The sequence below is a fragment of the Enterobacter cloacae complex sp. P2B genome (assembly GCF_014895985.1).
In the GTDB taxonomy this organism is placed as follows: domain Bacteria; phylum Pseudomonadota; class Gammaproteobacteria; order Enterobacterales; family Enterobacteriaceae; genus Enterobacter; species Enterobacter bugandensis.
This window is the reverse complement of record NZ_JADBQQ010000007.1, coordinates 282,425-307,701: the sequence shown is the minus strand read 5'-3', so window position 1 is coordinate 307,701 and position 25,277 is coordinate 282,425. Positions and strand designations below refer to the sequence as shown.

Here is a 25,277-nt window from a genome sequence, read left to right as displayed (position 1 = left end):
TGAAACAGTGAGATGTTACATTTTGTTTCTAGAACAACGGATAAAATTTAACAACTTTGAAACGCAATAATGCGTGGTCAAACCAGAGATTTACACTACAGTGTTAAGCCGATCACTTTCAGCTGAATGACTTACCCCAGCACCATCGTGCTCAACCGACAGGTGCAGCACCGCCGCCCCTGCTCGTCGAATACCACGATCTCCCAGCTCTGGCTGGAACGCCCCAGATGCAGCGGCTGACACACGCCGCGCACCTTGCCCTGCGACACCGCGCGGTGGTGCGTGGCGTTCAGCTCTGTGCCCACCACGTTCTGCCCGTCGCGGGTCATCAGAAAACCGGCCATTGAGCCCAGCGTTTCCGCCAGCGCCGCCGACGCCCCGCCGTGCAGCAGGCCAAACGGCTGATGGGTACGGGCATCCACCGGCATCTCCGCTTCCAGCGTGTCGTCTCCGAGGCGGGTATAGACAATGCCCAGGTGCGCCACCAGGGTGTTCACGCTGGTGGCGTTCAGTTCTTCAAGCGATAAATGACGTTTCCAGATCATTACGCCCCCAGCGTGGAGCCGCCGTCCACCACGATATCCTGCAAGGTAATATGGCTGGCGGCATCGGACGCAAGGAACAGCACGGTGGCGGCAATTTCCCGCGGGCGGGCGATTTTGCCGAGCGGAATGCCGAGCTTGAACTGCTCGCCAAAGCCGCGAATGCGCTGCTGCTCCGCATCGTCGCTTTTCCACAGGGTGCGCTGCATGTCGGTGTCCGTAGAGCCGGGCGACACCAGGTTACAGCGCACGCCGCTGCCCGCCAGCTCCAGCCCGACGGTCAGCGCCAGGCTTTTCAGCGCCGCCTTCGACGCGCCGTAGGCGCTCATGCCGATGCGCGGGGTGTGCGCCGCGTCGGAGGCCACGGTCACTATCGCCCCGCCCTGCTGACGGCGGAACTGGCCCATCGTCTGCTGAAACAGGTTAAACGCGCCGCCGACGTTAACCGCAAAGGTCTGCTGCCAGTCCTCCTGCGAAAGCTCGTCCGTCGCGCCCATGCGCAGAATGCCCGCCGCGTTAACCAGCACGTCGAGGCGCTCAAGGGTGCCAAGTAAGCGCCCGCAGACGTCGCCCACCTGCGCCGCGTCCGCCACGTCCAGCGTTTCGGTAGAAAAGGGATAATCGTCCTGCGGGAAGGCCAGATCGAACCCGGTCACCCGCGCGCCCGCCTCCACAAAGGCCAGCGCGGTCGCATAGCCGATACCTTTACCCGCGCCCGTTACCCAAACCGTTTTACCGGTAAAATCAAACCCCGCCATCACTTCACCTCACGGGAGAGCAGCGCCCACCAGGCGTCAAGGGTCGGATTTTTCGCCAGCATCACGAAGTCGATGTCGCCGTGCACCTTCCGCCAGCGGGCGGCCAGCGCCATCATGCGCACCGAGTCCAGACCGAAGTCGATCAGGTTTTCGTCATCCATCGGCTCGTCGGACTCGTCCAGCAGCGGCAGGATCAGCGCGCGCAGCGCGGCTTTCGTTGCCGGAACGGACGGCAGCAGCTCGTCGGTCATCACCACGCGGCCAGAACGTCCTGCCACGTATTTCAGCGACATCAGGTGCTCGTCGCGGGTGAAGTCCGCCAGCGCGTCGGCGATAAAGAACGGCTTGATGTCGCGCATAAAGGCGTCGGTGGCGGTGGTCATGCAGCCGATGTGGGCATAAACGCCGGTAATCAGCAGCTGGTTGCGGCCGGTCTCTTTCAGCATCTGCTCCAGCGGTGAGCGGTGAAACGCGCTGTAGCGCCACTTCACCAGCACGGTGTCCGCTTCGTCCGGCGTCAGTTCAGCCACGATACGCTGCTGCTCCGGCGAGCGGGTCAGGCCCGGCCCCCACATGTCGTTCAGCAGGGCACGGTCTTCATCGCTCTGCTCTTTCGGCTGCGCGGTGTAGTACACCGGGATATTGTGTTCTTTGCAGTAAGCGCGAAGTTTAACGATGTTCGCCACCACCTGCTGCATCATGTCGCTATTTTCGCCCCAGAAGTTCAGGAAATACTCCTGCATATCGTGGATCAGCAGCGCGGCGCGCTCCGGCTCAAACGCCCAGTTCACCTTGTTGGTCGGCAGCTCTGCAGCGGTTGGCAGCGCGTAAGCGGTTAATTTTGGAATGGCCATTCTCTGTTCCTCAGCCCCGGGCGCGTTCAGCAAGCCACAGGCGCAACTGTTTCTTATCAACTTTGCCGACCGGCGTGAGCGGAAGTGCATCCACGCTCTCCACGCGGTCCGGCAGCTTAAATTCGGCAACGCCCTGCTCGCGCAGGAAGCGACGCACCTCAACCGCACGCAGGGGCTGTTTCACCACCAGATACGCACAGCTTTTTTCGCCCAGCAGGGTGTCCTCCATGCTCACCAGCGCGGCGTGGATCACCGCTTCGTGGCGCAGCAGCAGGTTTTCGATCTCTTCGGCGGCAATCTTTTCGCCACCGCGGTTGATCTGATCTTTCTCGCGCCCCTGCACGGTGATGTAGCCCTGCTCATCGATGGCGATCAGATCGCCGGAGCAGTAGAAACCGTTGGCATCAAAGGCGCTGGCGTTGTGCTCCGGGCTGTTGAAATAGCCGCGGAAGGTGTATGGGCCGCGCGTCATCAAACGTCCGACTTCCCCGCGCGGGAGCGGGTTGCCGTCCTCGTCCGCCACCCACACCTCGTCGTCCGGACACATTGGGCGGCCCTGGGTGTTGATGATGCGTTCCGGTGCGTCGTCGAGGGCGGTGTAGTTCACCAGCCCTTCCGCCATGCCGAATACCTGTTGCAGCTGGCAGCCGATTTCCGCCGGAATACGCGCCGCGAGCGTGGCGGAGAGGCGTGCGCCGCCCACCTGGAGCAGCTTGAGGGATTTCAGCTGCGCGTTCCCCGCGCCGTCGGCAATCGCCTGCAGCCAGAGGCTCACCGCCGGAGGGACCAGCGACGTCACGTTGATCTGATGCTGCTCAATCAGCGGGAAGCAGAGCGTGGCGCTCGGATCGTTCGCCAGCACCACGCAGCCGCCCGCCGTGAACACGCCTAACGATCCCGGCGAGCTCATGGCGTAGTTATGCGCCGCGGGAAGCGCGTTCAGATAGCGGGTGTGCGCAGTGATGCCGCAGATTTCATTGCTGCGGCGGATGCTGTAGTCGTAGTCGTTGTGCGTACGCGGGATCAGCTTCGGCGTGCCTGTGCTGCCGCCGGAGAGCTGGAAGAACGCCACCTCGTCTGCGGGCGTCGGGTTCGGGATGAAGTTGTCCGCCGGGCGCACAATCGCCGCTTCCAGCGCATGTTCACCCTTATCGCCGCGCAGCAGCACGGCGCGAACCGAGCGGTGTTCATCCACAAAGGTATTGAGAAAATCATCCCCCGCGAACAGGGCATGTTGGCGATCAGCGATCAGCACGGCGGGTTTGATCTGGGCGGCGTAGGCGTTCAGCTCGCTGCGCTGATGGCTAAAGAGCGCGTTAACCGGCGCGACGCCGATCTGCAGCAGCGCGAAAAAGGTGATGTAAAACTCGGCCACGTTGCCGAGCTGCACCAGCGCGGTCTCGCCGCGGTGCAGCCCCTGCGCCTGGAGGGCGGACGCCAGATTCGTCACCGCCTCATTAAACGCGCGGTAGGTGATGTGCCGTTCGCCGTCGATAATCGCCACCGCATCGCTTTGCGCATGGTCCGTCAGGATGTGGGTCAGCGGCAGATCCTGCCAGTAGCCTTTTTCACGGTAGCGGCGGGCAAAATCCTCAGGCCAGCGGGTAAATGGAATAGTCATAAACGTTCCTTAGTGCAGGCCAAACACGTTAAGCATGGTGGAGAGCTTCACGCCCGTCTCGCGCCACTCGCCCACCGGGGAGGAGGCAGGCACAATGCCCGCGCCGGCAAACAGGCGAACGGTATTTTCGTAAAGACGCGCGCAGCGGATGGTCACCACCCACTCGCCGTTGCCTTCGCTGTCGCACCAGCCGACGATGCCGCCGAACAGCTCGCGGTCGAACGGCTCCAGCTCGGCAATCAGTTCTTTAGCCGCCTGATGCGGAAAGCCGCTCAGGGCCGGGGTCGGGTGCAGCAGGCAGGCCAGCGTCAGGGCGTTTTCGTTCTCGCGCGCGTCACCTTCAACCGGCGTCGCCAGATGCCACAGCGTCGGCGTGGTGATGAGCTGCGGGGAAGACGGCATGCTCAGGTGATGGCTGCGCGGTTCCAGAATGGCCTTCATCGCCTGGGTCACCAGGTCGTGTTCGTGGCGGTCCTTTTCGGAGGCCAGCAGCTTATTGCCCGCCTCGCGATCCAGCACGTCGTCCGGCTGGCGGCGCGCGGAGCCTGCCAGCGGCAGCGAGCTAAAGTGCCTGCCCTCTTTGCGCAGCAGCAGTTCCGGGCTGGCGCCGAGCAGCACGCCGCCGTCTTCCAGCGGCACGTGGAAGTTAAAACTCGCCGGGTTCTGAGCGATCAGACGCTCCATCAGCGCGCCGCTGTCCATTTTTTTGTCGGTTGCGATATCAATCAGGCGCGACAGCACTACCTTATTCACCTGCGGCGTGGCGGTGAGCGACGCGGCGCGCGCGACCATCTCTTCAAAAACGGACTGAGCGGGGATCTCGGTGCGCTGTTCCACCTTCAGCGCCTGCGCGCCGGAGAAATAGCGTGCGGACTGCTGACGAGCGGGACGGGAAAACGTTTCCCAGCGTTGCGGAATAAACAGCGAAGACGGCTTGCGGGTATCGAACGGGATGGCCCCTACCATGACGGGATGGGCGATGCCGCTGGCTTTCGCATCCCGGAAAGCCTGGGCTAATTTCTGCTGGAACTGCCCCGCCGGATCGTCGCCGCCGACGGCAGGTTCAGAGAATCGGGCAAAACAGCCTGAAGTGGTAAAACTGCGGTAAGGCGACATAAAGAAAAAGCTGTCTGATTGCAGCGTGGTCGCGGTGTGCTGAACTTCCTCAGCCAGGGACGTGTCCATATCATCCTCCTCAAAATGATAAAAGAAGCAATAATGATTATCATTTATATTTTCGTCGGCTAACCTAATCCCACAGCGCCCCGCTGTCAACCGTCGGGCCATTAACTTCTGCGACAAACGCTTGCATCCCTTCCCGGCAACCATGAAAATGAGAAGCATTATCTTCAATAAAAACAGGATGCCGCTCTGTGAAAATCGCTGCCGTTTGCCGCAATGCCCTTCTTCTGACAGGACTTTTTGTTTTAGGACTAACCTCAGCCGCCGCCGCCGACTGGCCGCGCCAGGTCAACGACAGCCGCGGCGTGCATACGCTTGAGAGCAAACCGACGCGCATTGTTTCTACCAGCGTGACCTTAACCGGCTCCCTGCTGGCGATTGACGCGCCGGTCATTGCCAGCGGCGCAACCACGCCGAACAACCGCGTGGCGGACGCGCAGGGTTTCCTGCGCCAGTGGGGGGATATTGCAAAACAGCGTAAGGTTGCACGGCTGTACATCGGCGAGCCGAGCGCCGAAGCGGTGGCCGCCCAGATGCCGGATCTGATTTTGATCAGCGCCACCGGCGGGGATTCCGCGCTGGCGCTGTACGATCAGCTCTCCGCCATCGCCCCGACGCTTATCATCAATTACGACGACAAAAGCTGGCAGGAACTGCTGACCCAGCTGGGCACGATGACCGGGCAAGAGAAACAGGCCGCTGAACGCATCGCCGCGTTCGATAAACAGCTCGCACAGGTGAAGCAGCAGATGAAACTGCCGCCGCAGCCGGTGAATGCCATCGTCTACACCGCCGCCGCGCACACGGCGAACCTGTGGACGACAGAATCGGCGCAGGGCAAGCTGTTACACCAGTTGGGCTTTACGCTGGCGGCGTTACCCGATGGGCTGCACACCTCAAAAAGCCAGGGCAAGCGTCACGACATTATTCAGCTGGGTGGAGAAAATCTGGCGACGGGGCTGAACGGCGAAGGGCTGTTCGTGTTTGCCGGCGACGAGAAAGACGTGAATGCGATTTACGCCAACCCGCTGCTGGCGCATTTACCGTCGGTGAAAAACAAACGCGTCTGGGCGCTGGGAACGGAGACGTTCCGCCTGGATTATTACAGCGCGATGCTGGTGTTAGACAGATTGAATGCGTTGTTTAAGTAGGCATTTTCCCTCCCTCTCCCCGTGGGAGAGGGCCGGGGTGAGGGCATCAGGCCGCACCGTCGTTCAACACGACCTCCTGCCTGAACCGCCGCAATTCCACCAGCGCCACCAGTAAGATCGCGCCAACCATCGCTAACACAAACCCGCTGCTGCTCGCCGACGCCACCGGGGTCATTATCGCCCCCAGCCCGCCGAGGATCGCCGCGCCAATTGCATCGCCCGTCACGTTCTGCGCGGTCCACAGGCCGTTGATACGCCCCAGCATCCCTTCCGGCGTCTGGGTCTGGATCAGGGTGTACTGTAAAAGTGAGCTGACCGCACTCAGCCAGCCGAAAATCACCAGACACATCACCCCCAGCGCCCAGACCGGCATCAGGCTGAAGAAGCCGATGGCGATAAACGAGGCCAGCGTCGCCACCAGCATAATCAAGCCCGGACGCGCGCTTTGGGCCAGGTTACCGCTGGTCAGCGCCCCGCAGGCCGCACCGAGCGGAATGGCGGCGTACAGCACGCCAATCTCTGAGGCGCTCATCTGCCACTCGCCCGCCAGCGCCGGGTAAAGCACGCGCACGGCGCTCGCCATCGTCAGCAGGCCGCCGAGCAGCGCAATGCCGCCAATCAGCGGGTTACTGAACAGAAAACGAATCGCGGCCATCAGCGATTTAAGCGGGTGTTCGCGCGGCTGCGGTGGCGGGGGCAGGAGCGGCAGACGCAGCAGCGTCAGGGTGGTGATAAAGGTGCCCGCCGCGGCAAGGCCGTAGTTCCAGGCCACGTTGCCCGTTGCCAGCAGCAGGCCGCCCACCATCGGCGAAATCACCGAGCCGAGGCGTACCGTGAGCATGGTGATCGCCCCCGCCTGCATCAGGTTCTCGCGCCCCACCAGCGCGGGCGTCGCCGCCAGCAGCGCCGTCACGCCGAGCGAGGCGAAAAAACCGTCCCACAAACCAAGGGCATAAATCGCCAACAGCGACGGCTCCGGCAGCATCGCGTTCAGACACAGCCCGATAAAGCCCACCCCGCAGGTGCCGCGCGCCAGCAGGATCAGCTTCTTACGCTCGTAGCGATCCGCCAGCACGCCGCCGACCATCAGCCCGATAAACATCGCCCCGCCGGTTAAGGTGACGGATAGCCCCACCAGCCAACTGGAGTGCGTCATGGTCTGGATCTGTACCGGCACGGCGACGCCGAGCAGGCCGAGGGACAAAATGGAGATAAAGCGAGCGATAAAAACGGCGCGATACGCCGGGTGCGTTTTCAACAGGCTGAGGTTAAGCAGCCAGGATTTTTGATTCATGACAAAGCCTTGAGTCTATTTCTACCCATTCCATGGGCGCACATGCTAACATAGCCAAATAAGATAGATAACGATAATCACTATCATTATCAAATCATGGATGTTGCTATGTCGTTTTCCTCTTCTGCGGCGCGCGCCATTGCCGTGCCCGTATTATTGCTACTGCTAATCCTTGCGATTGCACTCAGCCTGCTGGTCGGCGCGAAGCCGCTACCCGCCTACGTTATCGTTGATGCGCTCTCCGGCACCTGTCAGAGCGCCGACTGCACCATCGTGCTCGACGCCCGCCTGCCCCGCACTCTTGCCGGACTGCTGGCCGGTGGCGCGCTTGGCCTTGCGGGTGCCCTGATGCAAACCCTTACCCGTAACCCGCTGGCGGACCCCGGCATTCTCGGCGTCAACTCCGGCGCCAGCTTTGCCATCGTGCTCGGCGCAGCGCTGTTCGGGTTGACGTCACCCTCTGAACAGCTGGCGATGGCTTTCTGCGGCGCGCTGGCCGCCTCGCTGGTGGTCGCGTTTACCGGCAGCCAGGGCGGCGGGCAACTGAGCCCGGTTCGCCTGACGCTTGCGGGCGTAGCGCTCGCGGCGGTGCTGGAAGGCTTGTCCAGCGGCATAGCCCTGCTCAACCCGGACGTGTATGACCAGCTGCGCTTCTGGCAGGCCGGCTCGCTGGATATCCGCACCCTTGAAACCTTAAACGTGGTGGCGATCCCGGTCATTATCGCCGCCGTCGTGGCGCTGTGTTTAAGCCGGTCGCTGAACAGCCTGAGCCTCGGCAGCGACACCGCGACCGCCCTCGGCAACCGCGTCGCGCGCACGCAGCTGACTGGCCTGCTCGCTATCACCGTGCTGAGCGGTAGCGCAACCGCCGTGGTCGGTCCGATCGCCTTTATCGGCCTGATGATGCCGCACATGGCGCGCTGGCTGGTGGGGTCGGACCACCGCTGGTCGCTGCCGGTCACGCTGCTGGCCACTCCTGCCCTGCTGCTGTTTGCCGACGTGCTGGGCCGCCTGCTGGTGCCCGGCGAGCTGCGCGTCTCGGTGGTGAGCGCGTTTATCGGCGCGCCGGTGCTGATCTTCCTGGTACGTCGCAGACGCGGAGGTGGCGCATGATGGCTCCTTCCCGTCGTTTACTCACCAGCGTCTTACTGCTGGCTATCGCCATTACTCTGCTGGCGGTCTGGAGCCTGCAAAGCGGTGCCGTAACGCTTGATTTCGCGCAGGTCTTTCACGCCCTCACCGGCAGCGCGCCGCGTAACATCACCATGGTGGTCACCGAATGGCGACTGCCGCGCGTGGCGATGGCGATCCTGGTGGGCGCGGCGCTCGGCGTCAGCGGCGCGATTTTCCAGTCGCTGATGCGTAACCCCCTCGGCAGCCCGGACGTGATGGGCCTGAATACCGGCGCGTGGAGCGGCGTGCTGGTGGCGATGGTGCTGTTCGGGCAGCATCTGACGGCCATTACCTTTACGGCGATGGCGGGCGGCATTCTGACCTCGCTGCTTATCTGGGCCCTGGCCTGGCGCAACGGCATTGACACCTTCCGGCTGATCATTATCGGGATCGGCATCCGCGCGATGCTGATGGCCTTTAACACCTGGCTTTTGTTGCAGGCGTCTCTGGAAACCGCGCTCTCCGCCGGGCTGTGGTACGCCGGCTCCCTCAACGGCCTGACGTGGGGCAAAACCTGGCCCGCCGCGCCGCTGATTTTGCTGATGTTTATCGGCGCCCTGCTGCTGGTACGCCGGATGCGGCTGCTGGAGATGGGCGACGACAGCGCCTGCGCGCTGGGCGTGAGCGTTGAGCGTTCGCGCCTGATGCTGATGCTGGTGGCGGTATTGCTGACCGCTGCGTCCACCGCGATTGCCGGGCCGATCTCGTTTATTGCGCTTGTCGCGCCGCATATCGCGCGGCGTCTTAGCGGCACCGCGCGCTGGGGCTTGACCCAGGCTGCCCTGTGCGGTGCGATGCTGCTGCTGGCAGCCGATCTTTGCGCCCAGCGGCTGTTTATGCCTTATCAATTGCCGGTGGGCGTGGTGACCGTCAGCCTCGGCGGGATTTACCTCATCGTCTTGCTCGTTCAGGAGTCACGCAAGAAATGACAGATTCAACAACCCGCTTGCGCGGCGAAAACTTGACCCTCGGCTATGGCAAAAAAATCATTGCCCGTGATTTAACCGTCGCCATTCCGGACGGCCACTTCACCGCGATTATCGGTCCGAACGGCTGCGGCAAATCAACCCTGCTGCGCACCCTGAGCCGCCTGATGTCGCCGACAGTGGGCAGCGTATTCCTCGACGGAGAGCAGATCCAGCGCTTCGCCAGCAAAGAGGTGGCCAGGCGCATCGGGCTGCTGGCGCAAAACGCCACCACGCCGGGAGATATTACCGTGCAGGAGCTGGTCTCGCGCGGGCGCTACCCACACCAGCCGCTGTTTACCCGCTGGCGCAAAGAGGACGACGAGGCCGTGAAGCGCGCGATGGAGGCAACGGGCATCACCGATCTGGCTCAGCAAAGCGTGGATACCCTTTCCGGCGGACAGCGACAGCGGGCGTGGATCGCGATGGTGCTGGCGCAGGAAACCGCCATTATGCTGCTGGACGAGCCGACGACCTGGCTGGACATCAGCCATCAGATTGACCTGCTGGAGCTGCTGAGCGAGCTGAACCGCACGCAGGGATATACCCTGGCGGCGGTGCTGCATGATTTAAATCAGGCGTGCCGCTACGCCACGCATCTGATTGCCTTGCGTGACGGCGAAATTGTGGCGCAGGGCGCGCCGAAGGAGATTGTGACGCCAGAGCTGATCGCGCGGATCTACGGCATGCGCTGCATGATTATTGACGATCCGGTGGCGGGTACGCCGCTGGTGGTGCCGTTAGGTCGGCGGTAATTGCCGGGTGGCGGCTACGCCTTACCCGGCCTACATTCAGCTCCCGTAGGCCCGGTAAGCACAGCGCCACCGGGCATTTGCACTATCCTAAAATTTCCTTCAGTACCGGCCCAATCTTTTCAAACGCCTGCGGTGAAATGATATCCACGTGGGCGCAGTCCTGGCTGTAGACCTCCAGCTCGCCCACCCACGACGCCCAGGCCGTATGCGGATCCATCGTTCGCGTGCGTTCGGCAACAAACAGCGTCGCTTTACCGTCAAAGCGTGAACTGTGCGCGGTGGTGAGCAACCGCACCGCGTCCGCGTAGTTGCCTTCAATGGTGTTAAACAATTCGCTGGAGCCCTGGCCCTGCTGAGCGGCGATAAACGCCTGACGCTCGCGCTCGATCTCCGCCAGCACTTCCGGGTCAAGGCCGTTTGCCTCTTTCTCCGCCCAGTTCTGGGTTTCCGGCGGCCAGGTATCCAGCAGGCCGAGGAACGCCACCGCTTCACCCTGCTCGCGCAGGCGGGCCGCAATGCCCTGCGCCAGCGTGCCGCCGAGGGAATAACCGAACAGGTAATAAGGCCCGTGCGGCTGCTGCTTACGCAACGTTTTCAGGTGATGTTCGATCACCCCATCGAGATCCGCGCACTGCTGCATCGGGCCGTTTGGCCGCGGCGACTGAATGCCGACGATGGACCAGCGCGGGCTGAGGTAGCGCGCCAGGACGCTAAACTGCCAGGCAAAGCCGGACGCCGGATGGAAGCAGAACAGCGTCGGGCCGTTGCTTTCACGCAGCGGCAAAAGGGTTTCATACCCCAGACGCTGCGCCTGTTCGTCGCTCAGTTGCGAGTCCAGCAGCGCGCTGAGCTTGCCGACCGTCGAGGCGACCATAATCTGCCCCGGCGTGACCTTGCGGCTGAACGCACGGCCGAGCTGAGCCGCGAGGCGCATCGCCAGCAGCGAGTGGCCGCCAAGGGCAAAGAAGTCGGCATCGATATCGTTCACTTCGCAGCCCAGCAGCGCAGAAAACGCCTGCGCCACGGCGGCTTCGGTTTGCGTCTCGGGTGCGCGACCGGAGGTTTTGCTGGTCAGCTCCGGCAGCGGCAGCGCCTTGCGATCCAGCTTGCCGTTGGCGCTCAGCGGCAGCGCGCTGATTTGCAGCAGCACCACCGGCACCATATGCGGCGGCAGCTGTGCCCTGAGCGAGTCCAGCAGCGCGTCGCGATCCAGCGGTAAACCGGATTCCGAGACCACATACCCCACCAGCTGGCGGGCATCGCCGCCCGTTGCCGCAGCCTGATTAAACACGCACGCATGCGCCACGGCCTGGGCCACGTCAGGCAATGACAGCATCGCCCGGTCGATTTCGCCCAGCTCAATGCGCTGACCGCGGATTTTCAGCTGGTCATCGCTGCGGCCCAGATATTCCACCGCCCCGTTGTCCAGCCAGCGGGCGACGTCTCCGGTGCGATACATCCGCTCGCCTGGGGCAAACGGATCGGCAATAAAGCGGCTGGCGGTGAGGTCGGGCCGTCCCAGATACCCCTGTGCCAGCTGAATGCCGGTGAGATACAGATCGCCCGCCACGCCGAACGGCACCGGGCGCATCATCGCGTCCAGAATGCGCAGCGCCGTATTCCACACCGGGAAGCCGATCGGCACGCTGTTGCCCTCCACTGCCGCCAGCTCCGGGCCGTACGCCGGATACCAGCTCACGTCCACCGCCGCTTCGGTTGGGCCGTAGAGGTTATGCAGCGGTACATGAGTGAGCTGCTCCCATTCGCGGCACAGCGCCGTTGGCAGCGCCTCGCCGCTACAGAACACCTGCTTCAGCGTCCTGCAACAGTCGACGTTTTCCGGCGTCAGCGAGGCAACAAATGCCGCAAGCATTGAGGGCACGAAGTGGGTGGTGGTTACGCCATATTCTGCGAAGAAGCTCTGCATCGCCTGCGGATCGCGGTGCGCGTCCGGCTCGGCCATCACCAGCTTTGCCCCGGCGATAAACGGCCACCAGAACTCCCACACCGACACGTCAAAGCTGCACGGCGTTTTCTGCGCCACGACGTCATGCGCCTGAAGTGGATAATGATCCTGCATCCACTTCAGGCGGTTAACGATGGCGGTATGCCCCACCATCACCCCTTTCGGGCGTCCCGTTGAACCTGAGGTAAAGATGATGTACGCGGTCTGCTCCGGCTTCGCCAGACGCAGAGGTTCAGCGCCTGCGGTCGGCAATAGCATGTTGTAACTAAGCGAAGGTATCGGCAGATCGTTAAAGCGCGGAAGCTGCGCGTCGGTGGTAATGAGGAGCGACGGTTTCGCGTCCTCCAGCATCATCCGCAGACGATCGTCCGGGTAGCCGGTATCCAGCGGCAGCCAGGCGGCGCCGGCTTCAACAATCCCGTGCAGCGCCAGGGTCAGGAACACCGAACGCGGAAGCGCCACCGCCACGCTGTCGCCCGGCTTCACGCCGCGCGCGCGCAGCAGGTTTGCCAGCGCGACCACCTGCTCGCGCATCTGGCGGTAGTTCAGCTCAATATGGGCATCCGCCAGCGCGGGAGCGTCCGGCGTTTTGCTCGCCTGCTCCGCCACCAGATCCGCCAGCGTGGTGGAGGGCAGCGCCAGACCGGTATCGTTGATGCGCGCCAGACGGGCGTATTCCTGCTCTGATACGGTTTCCACGTCGCCACAGCGCAGGTCCGGGTTCGCGGCAAACTGCGCCAGCATCGCGTTCAGGCGCGAAACGTGGCGCTTCAGCGTCGCGTCGTCGTAACGCTGCCTGTTGGCGAGGATCTCAATGCTTAATCCGCCCTGCTCGTCCGGGAACAGCGCCAGCTCCAGATCGTTCACCGGGCCGGTCGCCAGCGTGTGGGTGATGGCCTCCACGCCGTCAATATCCAGCTGATAATCAAATACCTTCACGTTCAGCACCGGCCCAAACAAGGGTTCGTCCCCTGCGGCCCTCCCGCTGTCGCGCACGATCTGCTCGGCGTCGTAGCGCTGATGTCGGCGCATCTTTTTCAGCTGGTTCGCCAGGCGCAGCGCCAGCTCCGGCAGGCTCTCAAGCGGATTAATATTCACCGCCAGCGGCAGGACGTTAAGCACCGGGCCGGTTGCGGTCAGCGCGGCGGACCCCATGCGGCGCATAAAGATAAACCCGGCGGCGTAGTCCAGCCGTCCGGTGAGGCGGCCCAGCCACAGCGCCACCAGCGCAAGCGCCAGATCGGTACGCTGTGCCTGCCCGGCTGCCTGCGCCAGCTGGCTAAAGGCGCGAGCGTCCATTGCCATTTTCAGACGCAGAATGTCGGTAGTGGCGGCGCGTCCCGGTAGCGGCGCGGAGGAGAGCGAGACCGGAGGAGGAAGCTGTTTGCGCTGCTCCTCCCAGAAGGCACCGTCGCGCTGATACGCCTCGCTGTCTCGGTAGCGCTGATACTCGTCAACGACATCAGCGAACGGGGTAAACGGTGAGGCTGGGGTAGGTTCACCTTTCTTCCAGGCGGCGTAAATCGCGGCGATCTGGCGGGTAATTGCCGGGAAACTGAAGCCATCCACCACCAGATGGTGATAGCGCTGATACCAGTACCAGCGGTTGTCACCGACCTGAATCAGCTGATGAAAAGCGAGCGGCTGACCGCTGTCCACGCGCAGATCCTGGCTGAGATCGGCTTCCATCAGCGCCACGGCGGCGTCGTGAGAATCAACGCGAACGATGGACGGCCCCGGCAGGATCAGAGCCTCATCGACCCACTGCCAGACCTCGCCGTTATCTTCAGCGAAACGCGTGCGCAGAGTATCGGCCTGCATCATGCCCTCAGCGATGGCTTTAGCCAACAGCGGCGCGTCGATATTTCCTTTCAGCTCGGTGTAGTGCGCCACGCTCCAGGCGTTTGGCAGCGAGGAAAGCTGCTCTGCCATCCAGATACCCGGCTGGGCGGCGACGAGAGGAAGACGGTTCATGCGCGCTCCCCCGCAAAAGAGTACGGCTCAAGCGTCTGCCAGCGTTGCGCCAGCCACTGCTGGCACGCCTCCTGAAAGTGCGGTTCGCACACCACGCGCCAGCCCGCGGGCAACTCGCACTGCTGCGGCCACAGGCTGTACTGCCCCTGGTCATTTTGCAAAATGGCGAACTGTCCCTGCGGATTATCGAAAGGATTGCTGAATTCCATACAGACTCCGTTATTGAATGAGCGGCTGCCAGAGGGTCATCAGCCCCTGCGTCAGCCCACCGCGCCAGCAAAGCGCATCGTGTCCGCCGTCAACCTGACGCCAGATAACCGGTTGCTGAGTGTGTAGTTCGGCGAGGATCGCCTGGTTTGCGCGCAAGATAAGCGGCTCGTTGCGCCCGGCTTCAAGAAGGATGCGTAGCCCGCGAGGGGATATTTCGCCGGTTTTAAGTTGTTCGATTAACAGCCCGTCCTTCTGCCCGCCGCGGTGCGGCCACCAGTAGGATCCGGACTGGCTGAGCACGCAGCCAAAACGCTGCGGCCAGTGCAGTGCGGCATAAAGGGAGGAGAGACCGCCAAAGCTTTGCCCTGCGACCACCGTACGGTCGGCGCGGTCGCTAAACGGCGCGCGTTGCTGGACAAGGGGGAGAAGTTCTTCCTGCATCGCCAGCCAGAAGTCGGGATTGCACGGCAGCTCGCGGTTGCGATGCTCCATATCGATAACATCGATTAAGACGTAGACCGCAGGCGGCAGGTTGCGCCCGGCGGTGAGCGACGCCAGCGCAGGCCAGACGGGCATGCTTTCGGCCCAGAACTGCCCGTCGAGCAGCACCGCCAGCGGGCGTTCCCGGTCGTCCCCGCCGGTGGTGAAAATCCAGACGCGACGGCGATTTTTCAGGCGCGCGCTTTCCCACTCAATGCAAATGGGCGCGTTGAAGGGCGTATCGGGATGATTCCAGCCCGGCTGAACCGGCGCTTCCGGCATCTCCAGCGCGGAGACGGCATGGCCGCGCCCGCCGCGCCAGCTCTGCGGATTCAGCGGGTCTGAAACCGCGTGAGGCAGCAGCTTGCGCCAGCCTTCACGCAGCGCCATGCGTTCCGGCTGCTCGCCTTCAAACACGACGCTGGCAAAATCGTTTTCATTCACGGAAGGGATAAAACAGTAACTGCCGCGCCACTCGGGGCTGAACTCGCCCTGCCACTGCCAGACGTCGGTATCGGGAATGCGTTCGAGGGACTGCGGGCGGGCATTTTGATGGTGATCGGTCACGCCGGTGACGTAGAGCCAGACGCGTTTGATCGGTGACGTTGCTTGCGTTCCTGCCGGGTCACGCCACCAGAACGTGACGCGATAGTTTTCCTCATGACGTTGCCATTCCGGCCCGTTTTTCGACTGCCACCACGCTTCACTTCCGGTTGTTAACGCCGTCACCCTTATAACCCCATGTTTAGCAATATTTTTTGTTTCAGAGCAAATTTTATTGATAATATTATTGATAACTATTTGCATTTGCAATAGCGTATTGCCCGCGCTGTGGGAAGCGCGTTCATAAATAACCATAAAAGCGGGACGTACAATGAATAAGAAGATTCACTCTCTGGCCTTGCTGGTCAATTTAGGGATTTATGGCGTCGCGCTGCCCGCCATGGCAGACGACAACGCCGCCTCTGCGCAGCACGAAGACACCATGGTGATCACCGCCGCCGAGCAGAATTTGCAGGCGCCTGGCGTGTCGACCATCACCGCCGATGAGATCCGCAAAAACCCGCCCGCGCGGGACGTGGCGGAAATCATCCGCACCATGCCGGGCGTTAACCTGACCGGGAATTCCACCAGCGGCCAGCGCGGGAACAACCGTCAGATCGACATTCGCGGCATGGGCCCGGAAAACACCCTGATCCTGATCGACGGCAAACCCGTCACCAGCCGCAACTCCATCCGCCTGGGCTGGCGCGGCGAGCGTGACACCCGCGGCGATACCGGCTGGGTACCGCCGGAGATGATCGAGCGCATCGAGGTCATTCGAGGCCCGGCCGCCGCGCGCTACGGCAACGGCGCGGCGGGCGGCGTGGTGAATATCATCACCAAAAAGTTCGACGACCAGTGGCACGGCTCCTGGAACACCTACCTGAACGCGCCTGAACACAAGGATGAAGGTTCTACCAAGCGCACCAACTTCAGCCTGAGCGGCCCGCTGGGCGGCGACTTCAGCTTCCGCATGTTTGGTAACCTGGATAAGACTCAGGCCGACGCGTGGGACATCAACCAGGGCCACCAGTCTGAGCGTACCGGAGCCTACGCCAACACCCTGCCCGCGGGCCGCGAGGGTGTAGAGAACAAAGACATCAACGGCGTGGTGCGCTGGGACTTCGCGCCGATGCAGTCGCTGGAGTTTGAAGCGGGCTACAGCCGCCAGAACAACCTCTATGCGGGTGACACGCAAAACACCAACAACGACAACGCGTTGGTGAAGAAGAACTACGGCAAAGAGACGAACCGTATTTATCGCCAGAACTTCGCCGTGACCTGGAACGGCGGCTGGGACAACGGCATTACCACCAGCAACTGGGCGCAGTACGAACACACCCGCAACTCCCGTCTGGGCGAAGGGCTGGCGGGCGGTCTGGAAGGTCTGTTCAACAGCAATAAATTCACCGACACCGATCTGGCCGACGTGATGCTGCACAGCGAAATTAACCTGCCGATTGATTTCATTGTGAACCAGAACCTGACGCTCGGCACCGAGTGGAACCAGCAGCGGATGAAGGATTCGACCTCCTTCTCGCAAACCCAGCAGGGTGGCACCATCCCGGGCATGAGCGAAGACCGTAGCCCGTACACGTCAGCGGAGATCTTCTCCCTGTTCGCTGAGAACAACATGGAGCTGACCGACAGCACCATGCTGACCCCTGCCCTGCGCTTCGACCACCACACCATCGTGGGCAATAACTGGAGCCCGTCCCTGAACCTGTCGCAAGGTCTGGGGGATGACTTCACCCTGAAAATGGGGATCGCGCGCGCCTACAAAGCGCCAAGCCTGTACCAGACTAATCCGAACTACCTGTTGTACAGTAAAGGCCAGGGCTGCTACGCCAGTTCCGACGGCGTGGGCTGCTATATGATGGGTAACGACGATCTGAAAGCGGAAACCAGCATCAACAAAGAGATTGGCCTCGAGTGGAAACGCGACGGCTGGCTGGCGGGCGTGACCTGGTTCCGCAACGATTACCGCAACAAGATTGAAGCGGGCTACGCGCCGATTGGCCAGACCTCCACCGGTAAAGTCACCACCGATATCTACCAGTGGGAAAACGTGCCGAAGGCAGTGGTGGAAGGTCTGGAAGGCTCCCTGAACGTGCCGGTCAGCGACACCATCAACTGGACCAACAACATTACCTATATGCTCCAGAGCAAGAACAAGGAGACCGGCGACCGTCTGTCGATCATTCCTGAGTACACGCTGAACTCAACCCTGAGCTGGCAGGTGCACCAGGATGTGTCATTGCAGTCGACCTTCACCTGGTACGGCAAGCAGCAGCCGAAGAAGTACAACTACAAAGGTCAGCCGGTGACCGGGTCTGAAAAAGACGAGGTCAGCCCGTACAGCATCGTTGGCCTGAGCGCCACCTGGGACGTGACGAAAAACGTCAGCCTGACCGGCGGCGTGGACAACGTCTTCGACAAGCGCCAGTGGCGCGCGGGTAATGCCCAGACCACGGGGAACGCGACAACCGGCGCGTATATGTACGGTGCGGGTGCGTATACGTATAATGAACCGGGTCGCACCTGGTACATGAGCGTAAACACAAGATTCTGATAAAGGCAGTGACTTCCCCCTCTCCCTGTGGGAGAGGGTTGGGGTGAGGGCATCAGTCCGCACAATTCAGAGGGAAAAACCATGCACACCACCCACAGCACATTTTCTCTCGCCGGCCTCACCCTCCACCGCATCATCTTCGACCCCACCACCTTCACCGACGCCGATCTCCTCTGGCTCCCCCATCACGCCCAGCTCGCTGACGCCGGACGTAAACGCAAGGCCGACCATCTGGCAGGACGCATCGCCGCCGCGCACGCCTTGCCTGACCACACCGTTCCCGCCATCGGCCCCAGCGGGGAACCGCTCTGGCCGAACGGAATTTACGGCAGCATCACCCACAGCGGCACGGAGGCGATGGCTGTCGTCGCGCCTTACCCTGCGCTTATCGGTATCGATAGTGAAGCGATCCTCGCCGAAAATGAAGCAAGGGAAATCAAAGATGGCATTATAGATGCCCATGAAGAGCGTGTGCTTTCCCGCTCGGGTTACCCGTTCGCCCTCGCCCTGACGCTGGTTTTCAGCGCCAAAGAGAGCCTGTTTAAGGCTCTCTTTCCGCAGGTGCAGGCTTACATGGGGTTTGACAGCGCGCGCGTCACCCTGCTCGACGATAACACGCTTACGCTGGCATTGACCCGTCAACTGTCAGGCTTTAACGAAGGCACCGCCTTCACCCTGCACTGGCAACTGCGCGGCGAGCAGGCGATCACCCTGCTGTCACACGTTCCTGCCGACGCGCCTTCACGCTGGTCACCACAAACGTCACGATAAACACCACCGCGAACAGGACCACTATGGTCGGCGCGGGCGCGCTGTCGAGATAAAACGAGGCATACACGCCGATGACCGACACCAGTACTGATACCGCCACAGCCACCAGCAGCGCCATGTGAAAGCGTCGGGCGATCAGCACCGCCACCGCGCCGGGGGCAATCAGCAGCGAAATCGACAAAATAATCCCCACCGCCTTCAGCGTCGCCACGATGGTCAGCGACACCATGCACAGTAAGCCATAGTGCAGCCAGCGGGCGCGCAGGCCGCTCGCCTGCGCCTGCTGATAGTCAAAGCAGAACAGCAGGAAATCACGCCATTTCAGGCCAATCACCAGCGCAATCAGCCCCGCGACGAAACCGCTTTGCAGAATGTCCATCCCGTTAATGCCCAGCATATCGCCGAACAGAATGTGGTCGAGATGCACCTCAGGTTTAACGGCGATATAAAGGATCAGCCCCGCGCCGAACATCCCGGAAAAGACAATCCCCATCACCGTATCCTGCTTGATCCGGCTGTTGTCCTTGAGGTAGCCGGTGGCGACCGCGCAAAACAGACCGGCAACGAACGCGCCCAGCGCCAGCGGCAGGCCCATCACCCACGCCAGCACCACGCCGGGAAACACCGCGTGGCTCATGGCGTCGCCCATCAGCGCCCAGCCTTTCAGCACCAAAAAAACCGACAGCAGCGCGCAGGGCACGGCTACCAGAAGTGAAATCAGCAGCGCGTTGTTCATGAACGCAAACTGGAAGGGTTCAAGGAGCAGCGCCATCATGGGTGTGCCTCCTTCGCGCGACGACGGCTGGCGAGCAGCCCGTGCTTCGGCGCAAAGACGAACGCCAGCAGGAACAGCAGCGTCTGGGCGACCACAATAATGCCGCCGGTGGCGCCGTCCAGGTAATAGCTGGCCCACGCGCCGAGGAAGCTGGTGAGGCTGCCAATGGCGACGGCAATCATCAGCAGACGCGGGAAGCGGTCGGTCAGCAGCCACGCGGTTGCGCCGGGCGTAACCACCAGGCAAATCACCAGAAACGCGCCGACGGTTTGCAGCGCCGCCACGGTAGAGACCGCCAGCAGCGTGAAGAACAGGATCTTCAGGCGCTCAGGGCGCAGGCCGATGGCGCGGGCGTGGTTCTCATCAAAAAAGGTCACCATCAGATCTTTCCATTTGAACAGCAGGATAACCATCGACACCACGCCGATAATCGCCAGCTGGACGATATCCTCCGGCGCGATAGCCAGAATATTGCCGAGCACGATGGTCTGAATATTTACCGAGGTCGGGTTGAGCGAGACCATAAACAGCCCCAGCCCGAAAAAGGAGGAGAAGATCAGCCCGATAATGGCGTCCTCCTTCAGGCGGCTGCGCTGGTTGAGAAACAGCATACTACCCGCCGCCAGCCCGCCCGATAAAAACGCCCCCAGCGAGAAAGGCAGCCCGAGCATGTAAGCCCCCGCCACGCCCGGCACGATGGAGTGAGAGAGCGCATCGCCGATCAGCGACCAGCCTTTGAGCATCAGGTAGCAGGAGAGAAACGCGCAGAGCCCACCCACCATCGCCGAGACCCACATCGCGTTAAGCATGTACTCATAGCTGAAGGGTTCGAGAAGCGCGTTCATTTTGCCTCCTGCCGGTGCGTCACGAAGGGTCGCTCGTCGTCGGTGATAATGCGCTCTTCAGAACCGCTGAGCACCACGTGGCGCAGCACGCCGCTGAAGGCGCGCTCAAGGTTTTCGGCGGTGAAGGTGGTTTCCGTCGGGCCGCTCGCCAGCACGGTGCCTTTGACCATCACCGTGTAATCGCAAAACTCCGTGACCGAGCCTAAATTGTGGGTCGAGACCAGCATGGTTTTGCCCTCGTCGCGCAACTCGCGCAGCAGGCTGATGATTCTGGCTTCGGTTTTAACGTCCACGCCGGTAAACGGCTCGTCGAGCAGGATCACCTCGCCCTGCTGGGCAATCGCCCGCGCCAGAAAGACGCGCTTCTTTTGTCCGCCGGAGAGCTCGCCAATCTGCCGGTGGCGCAGCTCGAGCATATCCACGCGCATCAGGGCGTCGGTCACGATCTGCCGATCTTGCACTTTAGGCCGCCGCAGAAATCCCATATGCCCGTAGCGCCCCATCATCACCACGTCCTCGACCAGCACCGGAAACGACCAGTCGACCTCTTCCGACTGCGGCACGTAGGCGACCAGGTTCTGGCGCAGCGCCCGATGAGGCGGCAGCCCATTGAGGGTGATAGTGCCGCTCGCCGCCCGCACAAAGCCCATCACCGCCTTAAACAGCGTGGACTTGCCGGAGCCGTTCACCCCCACCAGCGCGGCAATCGATCCGCCGGGCACGCTGAACGACGCATTGCGTAGCGCCGTGTGGCCGTTGCGGTAGGTCACGGTCACGTCCGTGACGACAATCCCCTTCTGCATGGTCACTCCTTCATGCCGTCGCGAATGCCCTGCACCAGCGTGCGGGTGGTGACGTTCAGCAGGTCGATATAGGTCGGCACGGGGCCGTTTTCCGCACTCAGGGAGTCAACATACAGCACACCGCCGTAGTGGGCGCCGGTTTCCCGCGCCACCTGACGCGCCGGCTTATCGGAGACCGTGCTTTCGCTGAATACCGCCGGGATGCGATGTTTCTTCACCAGATCGATCACCTTGCGCACCTGCTGCGGCGTGCCCTGCCGATCGGCGTTGATCGGCCACAGGTAAAGTTCCTTCATGCCCAGATCCCGCGCAAGATAGGAGAAGGCGCCCTCGCTGGTCACCATCCAGCGTTTGTCTTCCGGGATCTCCGCCACCTGCTTGCGCAGCGGTTCGAGGGTCGCGACGATCTTCTGCTTGTAGGCCTCAGCGTTGCGTTGGTAGACCTGCGCGTTGGCCGGGTCGTACTTCACCAGCGCGTCGCGGATGTTATCAACGTAAATCAGCGCGTTGTCCGGCGACATCCACGCGTGCGGGTTAGGCTTGCCATCGTACGGCCCCTCGCTGATGCCCATCGGGGTGATGCCCTGGGTGACAATCACCTCCGGCACGCCGTTCAGGTGCTGATAAAAACGCTGGAACCACAGCTCCAGGTTCATGCCGTTCGCCAGGATCAGCTGCGCCTTTTGCGCGCGCTTGATATCCCCCGGCGTGGGCTGGTACTCGTGGATTTCAGCGCCCGGTTTGGTGATGGAGGTGACTTCCGCGGCATCCCCCGCCACGTTTTTCGCCATATCCGCGATGACGGTAAAGGTGGTGATGACCTGGAACTTTTCAGCCGCCAGCGCGCCCGTGCTGGTCGTAGCCGTGAGCAGCGCGCCGAGCAACAGACGCTTTAATCCTTGCAGTGGGTGCATCGCAGAAGTCTCCTGAGGTGGTGAAATTCAAAGCAAAATTAGCCCGTGCTATAAGGTATAGCACAGGCTATATTTAAATGAAAATGGTTATCATTAAAGTTATGTCAATGAAGGGCGGGCCTGACGGCGCTTCGCTTATCAGGTCTACGGAAAAGCAGTTTTGAAGGCCGGGTAAGCGCAGCGCCACCCGGCATAAGGGCGACTCACAGCCCGGCAAGTGCCTTGTAAAATGCAGGATTCTCCCTAATCACATTAAGTACCTTCGCCGCCAGCCCGGTTGGATTGCGGCGTTTGGACTCCCAGCTCTTTATCGTATCGACGCTCGTGCCAAGCGCCTTCGCCATTTCGCTTTGCGTGATATTGAGCTGCTCTCTGATGGCACGCACATCAGCAACTTCATAGCGGGTTACTCGGGAAGCGGCTTTTCTTCCGTTATGGATCTCAACGGCCTCTTCAAGCGAAGATTTTAATTCATTAAAAATACTCATTATCAGCCTCCACCTGCCTGATTGGGGTACATAGTACACCTCTCATTTACGGCACTGGAAGCAGTATTTTTCAGAATGGAAGTCAGCTTTTTAAGTTCTGCTTTCTCTGCCTCTGTCAGGCTGTCCTTTATGCATTTTGGATAGGCCATAATGAAATAGATCACCTCCTCCGTGGCCAGAAAGTAAATCACTCTGATACCCCCTCTCTTTCCCTTTGAGGCTGCCGCCATCCTTATTTTACGTAAACCACCCGTCTGCTGGATCAGGTCACCTTTATCAGGCCACGCAATAAGTTCCTTTTGCAGATCCTTTAATTCATCATCCGTAGCAATGCTTTTAATCTGTCGGGTAAAGAGTGATGTTTCGATAAACTCTATCGCATGACTCATCCATAGTTCCTTCCCTAAACGCAGCAAAAGCCCGAATGCTTCAACACCAGGCTCATGCTGCATGGTTACTCTTCCTTGAGTAATGCTGCGCCAAATAACTGTATTTATATACAGCCCAAAGGTATTTTAAGAATCCGTTTAGACATCCGGAAACATCACGCTATTCCCCGGCGCTTCCCTGTGCAGATGGATAAAGTTCAGGTGCCGTTCATACTGGTCCAGAATGTCCGTAATCACCTGCTCCTTGCTGTAATCCATCAGGTCATTCCCCTGGCTACCTTCCAGTAAGAAGGTTTCCAGCCGGTAGTAGGTTGATTTCCCGCTGCGCGCCCGGTAGGTAAAGCCGGGCACCGAGTACTGCTGCGGCCAGATCTGATAGACAAAGTTCTGCTCGTCGCCCATGTGCACCAGCAGATCCAGGTGCCCCAGGGTTTCGCCCTCCTCCGGCGGCAGGTTTTTCAGCTCCACGTACGCACCGCGCAGCTTCAGCTCCTGCGCCACCTCTTCCATCGCCGGGAAGCAGACCGTCTCCATCATCTGTTTGGTGTAGCGCGTGCCCGGGTAGTTCATCAGGCGCGACAGGCGTTTCTTCCAGCTCAGCCTGTCCTGGGCCCCCATTGGACGCGGCGCGGTGTCGCGGCTGGCGCTGACGCGTCGATAGTCTTCCACCTTGAGCGATTTATACAGCCCGGCCATCACGAAGAAGATCACAAAGCTGAACGGCAGCCCCATAATCACCGTGGTGTTCTGCAACGCCGAAATGCCGTTGGTCATCAGCATGCCGAGCGTCAGCAGGCCGATGGCGACCGACCAGAAGATGCGCAGCCAGTTCGGCGCATCGCTGTTGATGTCCTTCAGCTTCGAGGTGAAGTTCCCCAGCACCAGCGCGCCGGAATCCGCCGAGGTGACGTAAAACAGCAGGCCGGTGATGGTCGCCACGGAGGCGCTAAAGGTAAACGCCGGATACTGCGCCAGCAGGCTGTAGAATCCGCGCTCCGGGTGCGCCATCGCTTCCTGGGCAAAGGTTGCGTTGCCGTGGATGATCTCGTGCAGCGCGCTGTTGCCGAAAATCGACAGCCACAGCAGGGTAAAGGTGAACGGGATGATCAGGGTGCCCATCACAAACTGACGAATAGTGCGCCCGCGCGAAATACGCGCCAGGAACAGGCCAACAAATGGCGACCATGCGACCCACCACGCCCAGAAGAACAGGGTCCAGTTGTTCATCCACTCCACCGGGCGGTCAAAGGCGAAGCTGTTCAGCGTCATGCCCATGAAGCGGTTCACGTAGTCGCCCACGTTCAGCACCAGGGCGTTGAGCAGGAACGACGTGTCGCCCATAAACAGCACGAACAGGATCAGGCCCAGCGCCAGCGCCACGTTCAGCTCAGAGAGCACGCGGATGCCCTTATCCACGCCGGAGGTCACCGAAATGGTGGCGATAATCACCGAGAGCGCAATCAGCGCCGCTTTCGCCGCCATCGAATCCGGGATATCAAACAGCACGCTCAGCCCGTAGTTGAGCTGGACCACGCCAATGCCGAGCGTCGTCGCGATGCCGAAGATGGTGCCAATTACCGCCGCGATATCGACGCTGTGGCCAATCGGGCCGTTAATTCTTTTCCCGAAAATCGGGTAGAGCGCGGAGCGGATGGTGAGGGGCAAATTATAACGATAGCTAAAGTATCCGAGCGCCATCCCCATCAGGGCATACATCGACCAGCCCGTCAGGCCGTAGTGGAACAGCGTCCAGACCATCGCCTGACGCGCGGCCTCCATCGTCTGCCCTGCCCCTTCCGGCGGCTGCATATACTGCGTGACCGGCTCGGCTACCGAGAAGAACATCAGATCGATGCCGATGCCCGCGGCAAACAGCATCGCCGCCCAGCTCAGCAGGCTGAACTCGGGCTTGGACTGCTCTGGCCCGAGCTTCACCGAGCCGAAGCGCGAGCAGGCAATGCAGACCACGAAGACGATATAGAGCGTCGCCGCCAGCAGGTAGTACCAGCCGAAGGTCTTCGACACCCAGTTCAGGGTGCGGCCAATCCACTCGGCAGAAAAATCGTTAAAGAAAATGGTCGTCAGGGAAAACAACAAAATCAGCCCGGCGGACGTATAAAAAACGACCGGGTTGATTTTGTCTTTTTCTCTGTCTTGTGAAAGGTCTGTCATCCAGTATCCCCACTGTTTTTGTAACTATTGAAATCCAAAATCGCAACAATTAAGACACATTTTATATTGAACGTCCAATC

General features: G+C 61.2%; 22 protein-coding genes. 6 read left to right on the top strand and 16 right to left on the bottom strand.

What is annotated here, in order from left to right; all coding sequences use genetic code 11:
* Positions 1-131: 131 nt before the first annotated feature.
* The 5 genes from entH to entC are packed head-to-tail and all read right to left on the bottom strand — an operon-like array spanning position 132 to position 4,960.
* Entirely contained in the window at positions 132-545 is a 414-nt protein-coding gene (gene entH, locus IM313_RS07780) for a proofreading thioesterase EntH (protein WP_048999881.1), read from the bottom strand.
* Complete coding sequence (gene entA / locus IM313_RS07775; RefSeq protein ID WP_045261040.1) at positions 545-1,300, bottom strand: 2,3-dihydro-2,3-dihydroxybenzoate dehydrogenase EntA; 756 nt, start codon at positions 1,298-1,300, stop codon at positions 545-547. Before entA ends, entH begins: the two co-directional genes overlap by 1 nt.
* The gene (locus IM313_RS07770) at positions 1,300-2,154 is read right to left on the bottom strand and encodes an isochorismatase (RefSeq protein WP_192971424.1); all 855 of its coding nucleotides are present in this window, start codon (positions 2,152-2,154) and stop codon (positions 1,300-1,302) included. The genes entA and IM313_RS07770 overlap by 1 nt, the downstream gene beginning before the upstream one ends.
* Positions 2,155-2,164: 10 nt before the next feature.
* Positions 2,165-3,775, bottom strand: coding sequence for a (2,3-dihydroxybenzoyl)adenylate synthase EntE (entE, locus tag IM313_RS07765; protein ID WP_192971425.1), 1,611 nt, complete (start codon positions 3,773-3,775; stop codon positions 2,165-2,167).
* Positions 3,776-3,784: 9 nt separating this feature from the next.
* Positions 3,785-4,960 (bottom strand): isochorismate synthase EntC, encoded by a 1,176-nt coding sequence (entC, locus tag IM313_RS07760; RefSeq protein WP_192971426.1) that lies wholly within the window; start codon positions 4,958-4,960, stop codon positions 3,785-3,787.
* A 188-nt stretch (positions 4,961-5,148) separates the two neighbouring features.
* Here entC and fepB point away from each other — a divergent pair, with 188 nt between their 5' ends.
* Positions 5,149-6,108 carry a Fe2+-enterobactin ABC transporter substrate-binding protein gene (gene fepB, locus IM313_RS07755; RefSeq protein WP_150143036.1) on the top strand — a complete coding sequence of 320 codons (960 nt, stop codon included), beginning with the start codon at positions 5,149-5,151 and terminating at the stop codon, positions 6,106-6,108.
* Positions 6,109-6,154: 46 nt separating this feature from the next.
* Here fepB and entS read toward each other — a convergent pair whose 3' ends face one another.
* Entirely contained in the window at positions 6,155-7,402 is a 1,248-nt protein-coding gene (gene entS / locus IM313_RS07750; RefSeq protein ID WP_150143033.1) for an enterobactin transporter EntS, read from the bottom strand.
* A gap of 108 nt (positions 7,403-7,510) precedes the next feature.
* On the opposite strand from entS, the gene fepD reads away from it, so the two are divergent.
* The 3 genes from fepD to fepC are packed head-to-tail and all read left to right on the top strand — an operon-like array spanning position 7,511 to position 10,295.
* Positions 7,511-8,515, top strand: a complete 1,005-nt coding sequence (fepD, locus tag IM313_RS07745) for a Fe(3+)-siderophore ABC transporter permease (protein WP_047363685.1) — start codon at positions 7,511-7,513, stop codon at positions 8,513-8,515.
* On the top strand, positions 8,515-9,504 hold the full coding sequence (gene fepG / locus IM313_RS07740; protein ID WP_192971525.1) for an iron-enterobactin ABC transporter permease: 990 nt from the start codon (positions 8,515-8,517) through the stop codon (positions 9,502-9,504). Before fepD ends, fepG begins: the two co-directional genes overlap by 1 nt.
* Positions 9,501-10,295 (top strand): iron-enterobactin ABC transporter ATP-binding protein, encoded by a 795-nt coding sequence (gene fepC, locus IM313_RS07735; protein ID WP_192971427.1) that lies wholly within the window; start codon positions 9,501-9,503, stop codon positions 10,293-10,295. Before fepG ends, fepC begins: the two co-directional genes overlap by 4 nt.
* Positions 10,296-10,377: 82 nt before the next feature.
* On the opposite strand, the gene entF is transcribed toward fepC, so the two are convergent.
* From entF to fes, 3 genes are read right to left on the bottom strand one after another with little or no spacing between them, the layout of a single operon-like run.
* Positions 10,378-14,235 (bottom strand): enterobactin non-ribosomal peptide synthetase EntF, encoded by a 3,858-nt coding sequence (gene entF / locus IM313_RS07730; protein ID WP_192971428.1) that lies wholly within the window; start codon positions 14,233-14,235, stop codon positions 10,378-10,380.
* Positions 14,232-14,444, bottom strand: a complete 213-nt coding sequence (locus IM313_RS07725; protein WP_192971429.1) for an MbtH family NRPS accessory protein — start codon at positions 14,442-14,444, stop codon at positions 14,232-14,234. The genes entF and IM313_RS07725 overlap by 4 nt, the downstream gene beginning before the upstream one ends.
* Before the next feature lie 10 nt (positions 14,445-14,454).
* The gene (gene fes, locus IM313_RS07720) at positions 14,455-15,654 is read right to left on the bottom strand and encodes an enterochelin esterase (RefSeq protein WP_192971430.1); all 1,200 of its coding nucleotides are present in this window, start codon (positions 15,652-15,654) and stop codon (positions 14,455-14,457) included.
* A 145-nt stretch (positions 15,655-15,799) separates the two neighbouring features.
* Between fes and IM313_RS07715 the strand changes: the two genes are divergently transcribed.
* Both IM313_RS07715 and entD read left to right on the top strand, forming a co-directional pair.
* A complete protein-coding gene (locus IM313_RS07715) occupies positions 15,800-18,040 on the top strand; it encodes a TonB-dependent siderophore receptor (protein ID WP_060573696.1) in 2,241 nt (746 codons plus the stop codon).
* 81 nt (positions 18,041-18,121) lie between these two features.
* Positions 18,122-18,811 (top strand): enterobactin synthase subunit EntD, encoded by a 690-nt coding sequence (gene entD, locus IM313_RS07710; RefSeq protein ID WP_192971431.1) that lies wholly within the window; start codon positions 18,122-18,124, stop codon positions 18,809-18,811.
* Here the strand turns inward: entD and IM313_RS07705 are convergent.
* The 7 genes from IM313_RS07705 to betT form a co-directional block, all read right to left on the bottom strand.
* The gene (locus tag IM313_RS07705) at positions 18,747-19,586 is read right to left on the bottom strand and encodes a metal ABC transporter permease (RefSeq protein WP_192971432.1); all 840 of its coding nucleotides are present in this window, start codon (positions 19,584-19,586) and stop codon (positions 18,747-18,749) included. The two genes, entD and IM313_RS07705, sit on opposite strands and share 65 nt — an antisense overlap.
* Positions 19,583-20,431: an iron/manganese ABC transporter permease subunit SitC gene (gene sitC / locus IM313_RS07700; RefSeq protein ID WP_048998924.1), complete on the bottom strand. Its 849-nt coding sequence runs from the start codon at positions 20,429-20,431 to the stop codon at positions 19,583-19,585. Before sitC ends, IM313_RS07705 begins: the two co-directional genes overlap by 4 nt.
* Entirely contained in the window at positions 20,428-21,234 is an 807-nt protein-coding gene (gene sitB / locus IM313_RS07695) for an iron/manganese ABC transporter ATP-binding protein SitB (protein WP_192971433.1), read from the bottom strand. Before sitB ends, sitC begins: the two co-directional genes overlap by 4 nt.
* A 2-nt stretch (positions 21,235-21,236) precedes the next feature.
* The gene (locus tag IM313_RS07690; RefSeq protein WP_047362700.1) at positions 21,237-22,148 is read right to left on the bottom strand and encodes a metal ABC transporter substrate-binding protein; all 912 of its coding nucleotides are present in this window, start codon (positions 22,146-22,148) and stop codon (positions 21,237-21,239) included.
* A gap of 203 nt (positions 22,149-22,351) precedes the next feature.
* Positions 22,352-22,636, bottom strand: a complete 285-nt coding sequence (gene nadS, locus IM313_RS07685) for a NadS family protein (protein ID WP_041910964.1) — start codon at positions 22,634-22,636, stop codon at positions 22,352-22,354.
* Positions 22,637-22,638: 2 nt separating this feature from the next.
* Positions 22,639-23,025 carry a type II toxin-antitoxin system RelE/ParE family toxin gene (locus tag IM313_RS07680; RefSeq protein WP_041912044.1) on the bottom strand — a complete coding sequence of 129 codons (387 nt, stop codon included), beginning with the start codon at positions 23,023-23,025 and terminating at the stop codon, positions 22,639-22,641.
* A 138-nt stretch (positions 23,026-23,163) separates the two neighbouring features.
* The gene (gene betT, locus IM313_RS07675) at positions 23,164-25,197 is read right to left on the bottom strand and encodes a choline BCCT transporter BetT (RefSeq protein WP_049138743.1); all 2,034 of its coding nucleotides are present in this window, start codon (positions 25,195-25,197) and stop codon (positions 23,164-23,166) included.
* Positions 25,198-25,277 lie beyond the last annotated feature (80 nt).

Coding starts and splice junctions, on each gene's coding strand:
- entH (WP_048999881.1), bottom strand. CDS start 545: ATGATCTGGAAACGTCATTTATCGCTTGAAGAACTGAACGCCACCAGC.
- entA (WP_045261040.1), bottom strand. CDS start 1,300: ATGGCGGGGTTTGATTTTACCGGTAAAACGGTTTGGGTAACGGGCGCG.
- IM313_RS07770 (WP_192971424.1), bottom strand. CDS start 2,154: ATGGCCATTCCAAAATTAACCGCTTACGCGCTGCCAACCGCTGCAGAG.
- entE (WP_192971425.1), bottom strand. CDS start 3,775: ATGACTATTCCATTTACCCGCTGGCCTGAGGATTTTGCCCGCCGCTAC.
- entC (WP_192971426.1), bottom strand. CDS start 4,960: ATGGACACGTCCCTGGCTGAGGAAGTTCAGCACACCGCGACCACGCTG.
- entS (WP_150143033.1), bottom strand. CDS start 7,402: ATGAATCAAAAATCCTGGCTGCTTAACCTCAGCCTGTTGAAAACGCAC.
- fepD (WP_047363685.1), top strand. CDS start 7,511: ATGTCGTTTTCCTCTTCTGCGGCGCGCGCCATTGCCGTGCCCGTATTA.
- fepG (WP_192971525.1), top strand. CDS start 8,515: ATGGCTCCTTCCCGTCGTTTACTCACCAGCGTCTTACTGCTGGCTATC.
- fepC (WP_192971427.1), top strand. CDS start 9,501: ATGACAGATTCAACAACCCGCTTGCGCGGCGAAAACTTGACCCTCGGC.
- entF (WP_192971428.1), bottom strand. CDS start 14,235: ATGAACCGTCTTCCTCTCGTCGCCGCCCAGCCGGGTATCTGGATGGCA.
- IM313_RS07725 (WP_192971429.1), bottom strand. CDS start 14,444: ATGGAATTCAGCAATCCTTTCGATAATCCGCAGGGACAGTTCGCCATT.
- IM313_RS07715 (WP_060573696.1), top strand. CDS start 15,800: ATGAATAAGAAGATTCACTCTCTGGCCTTGCTGGTCAATTTAGGGATT.
- entD (WP_192971431.1), top strand. CDS start 18,122: ATGCACACCACCCACAGCACATTTTCTCTCGCCGGCCTCACCCTCCAC.
- IM313_RS07705 (WP_192971432.1), bottom strand. CDS start 19,586: ATGATGGCGCTGCTCCTTGAACCCTTCCAGTTTGCGTTCATGAACAAC.
- sitC (WP_048998924.1), bottom strand. CDS start 20,431: ATGAACGCGCTTCTCGAACCCTTCAGCTATGAGTACATGCTTAACGCG.
- sitB (WP_192971433.1), bottom strand. CDS start 21,234: ATGCAGAAGGGGATTGTCGTCACGGACGTGACCGTGACCTACCGCAAC.
- IM313_RS07690 (WP_047362700.1), bottom strand. CDS start 22,148: ATGCACCCACTGCAAGGATTAAAGCGTCTGTTGCTCGGCGCGCTGCTC.
- nadS (WP_041910964.1), bottom strand. CDS start 22,636: ATGAGTATTTTTAATGAATTAAAATCTTCGCTTGAAGAGGCCGTTGAG.
- IM313_RS07680 (WP_041912044.1), bottom strand. CDS start 23,025: ATGAGTCATGCGATAGAGTTTATCGAAACATCACTCTTTACCCGACAG.
- betT (WP_049138743.1), bottom strand. CDS start 25,197: ATGACAGACCTTTCACAAGACAGAGAAAAAGACAAAATCAACCCGGTC.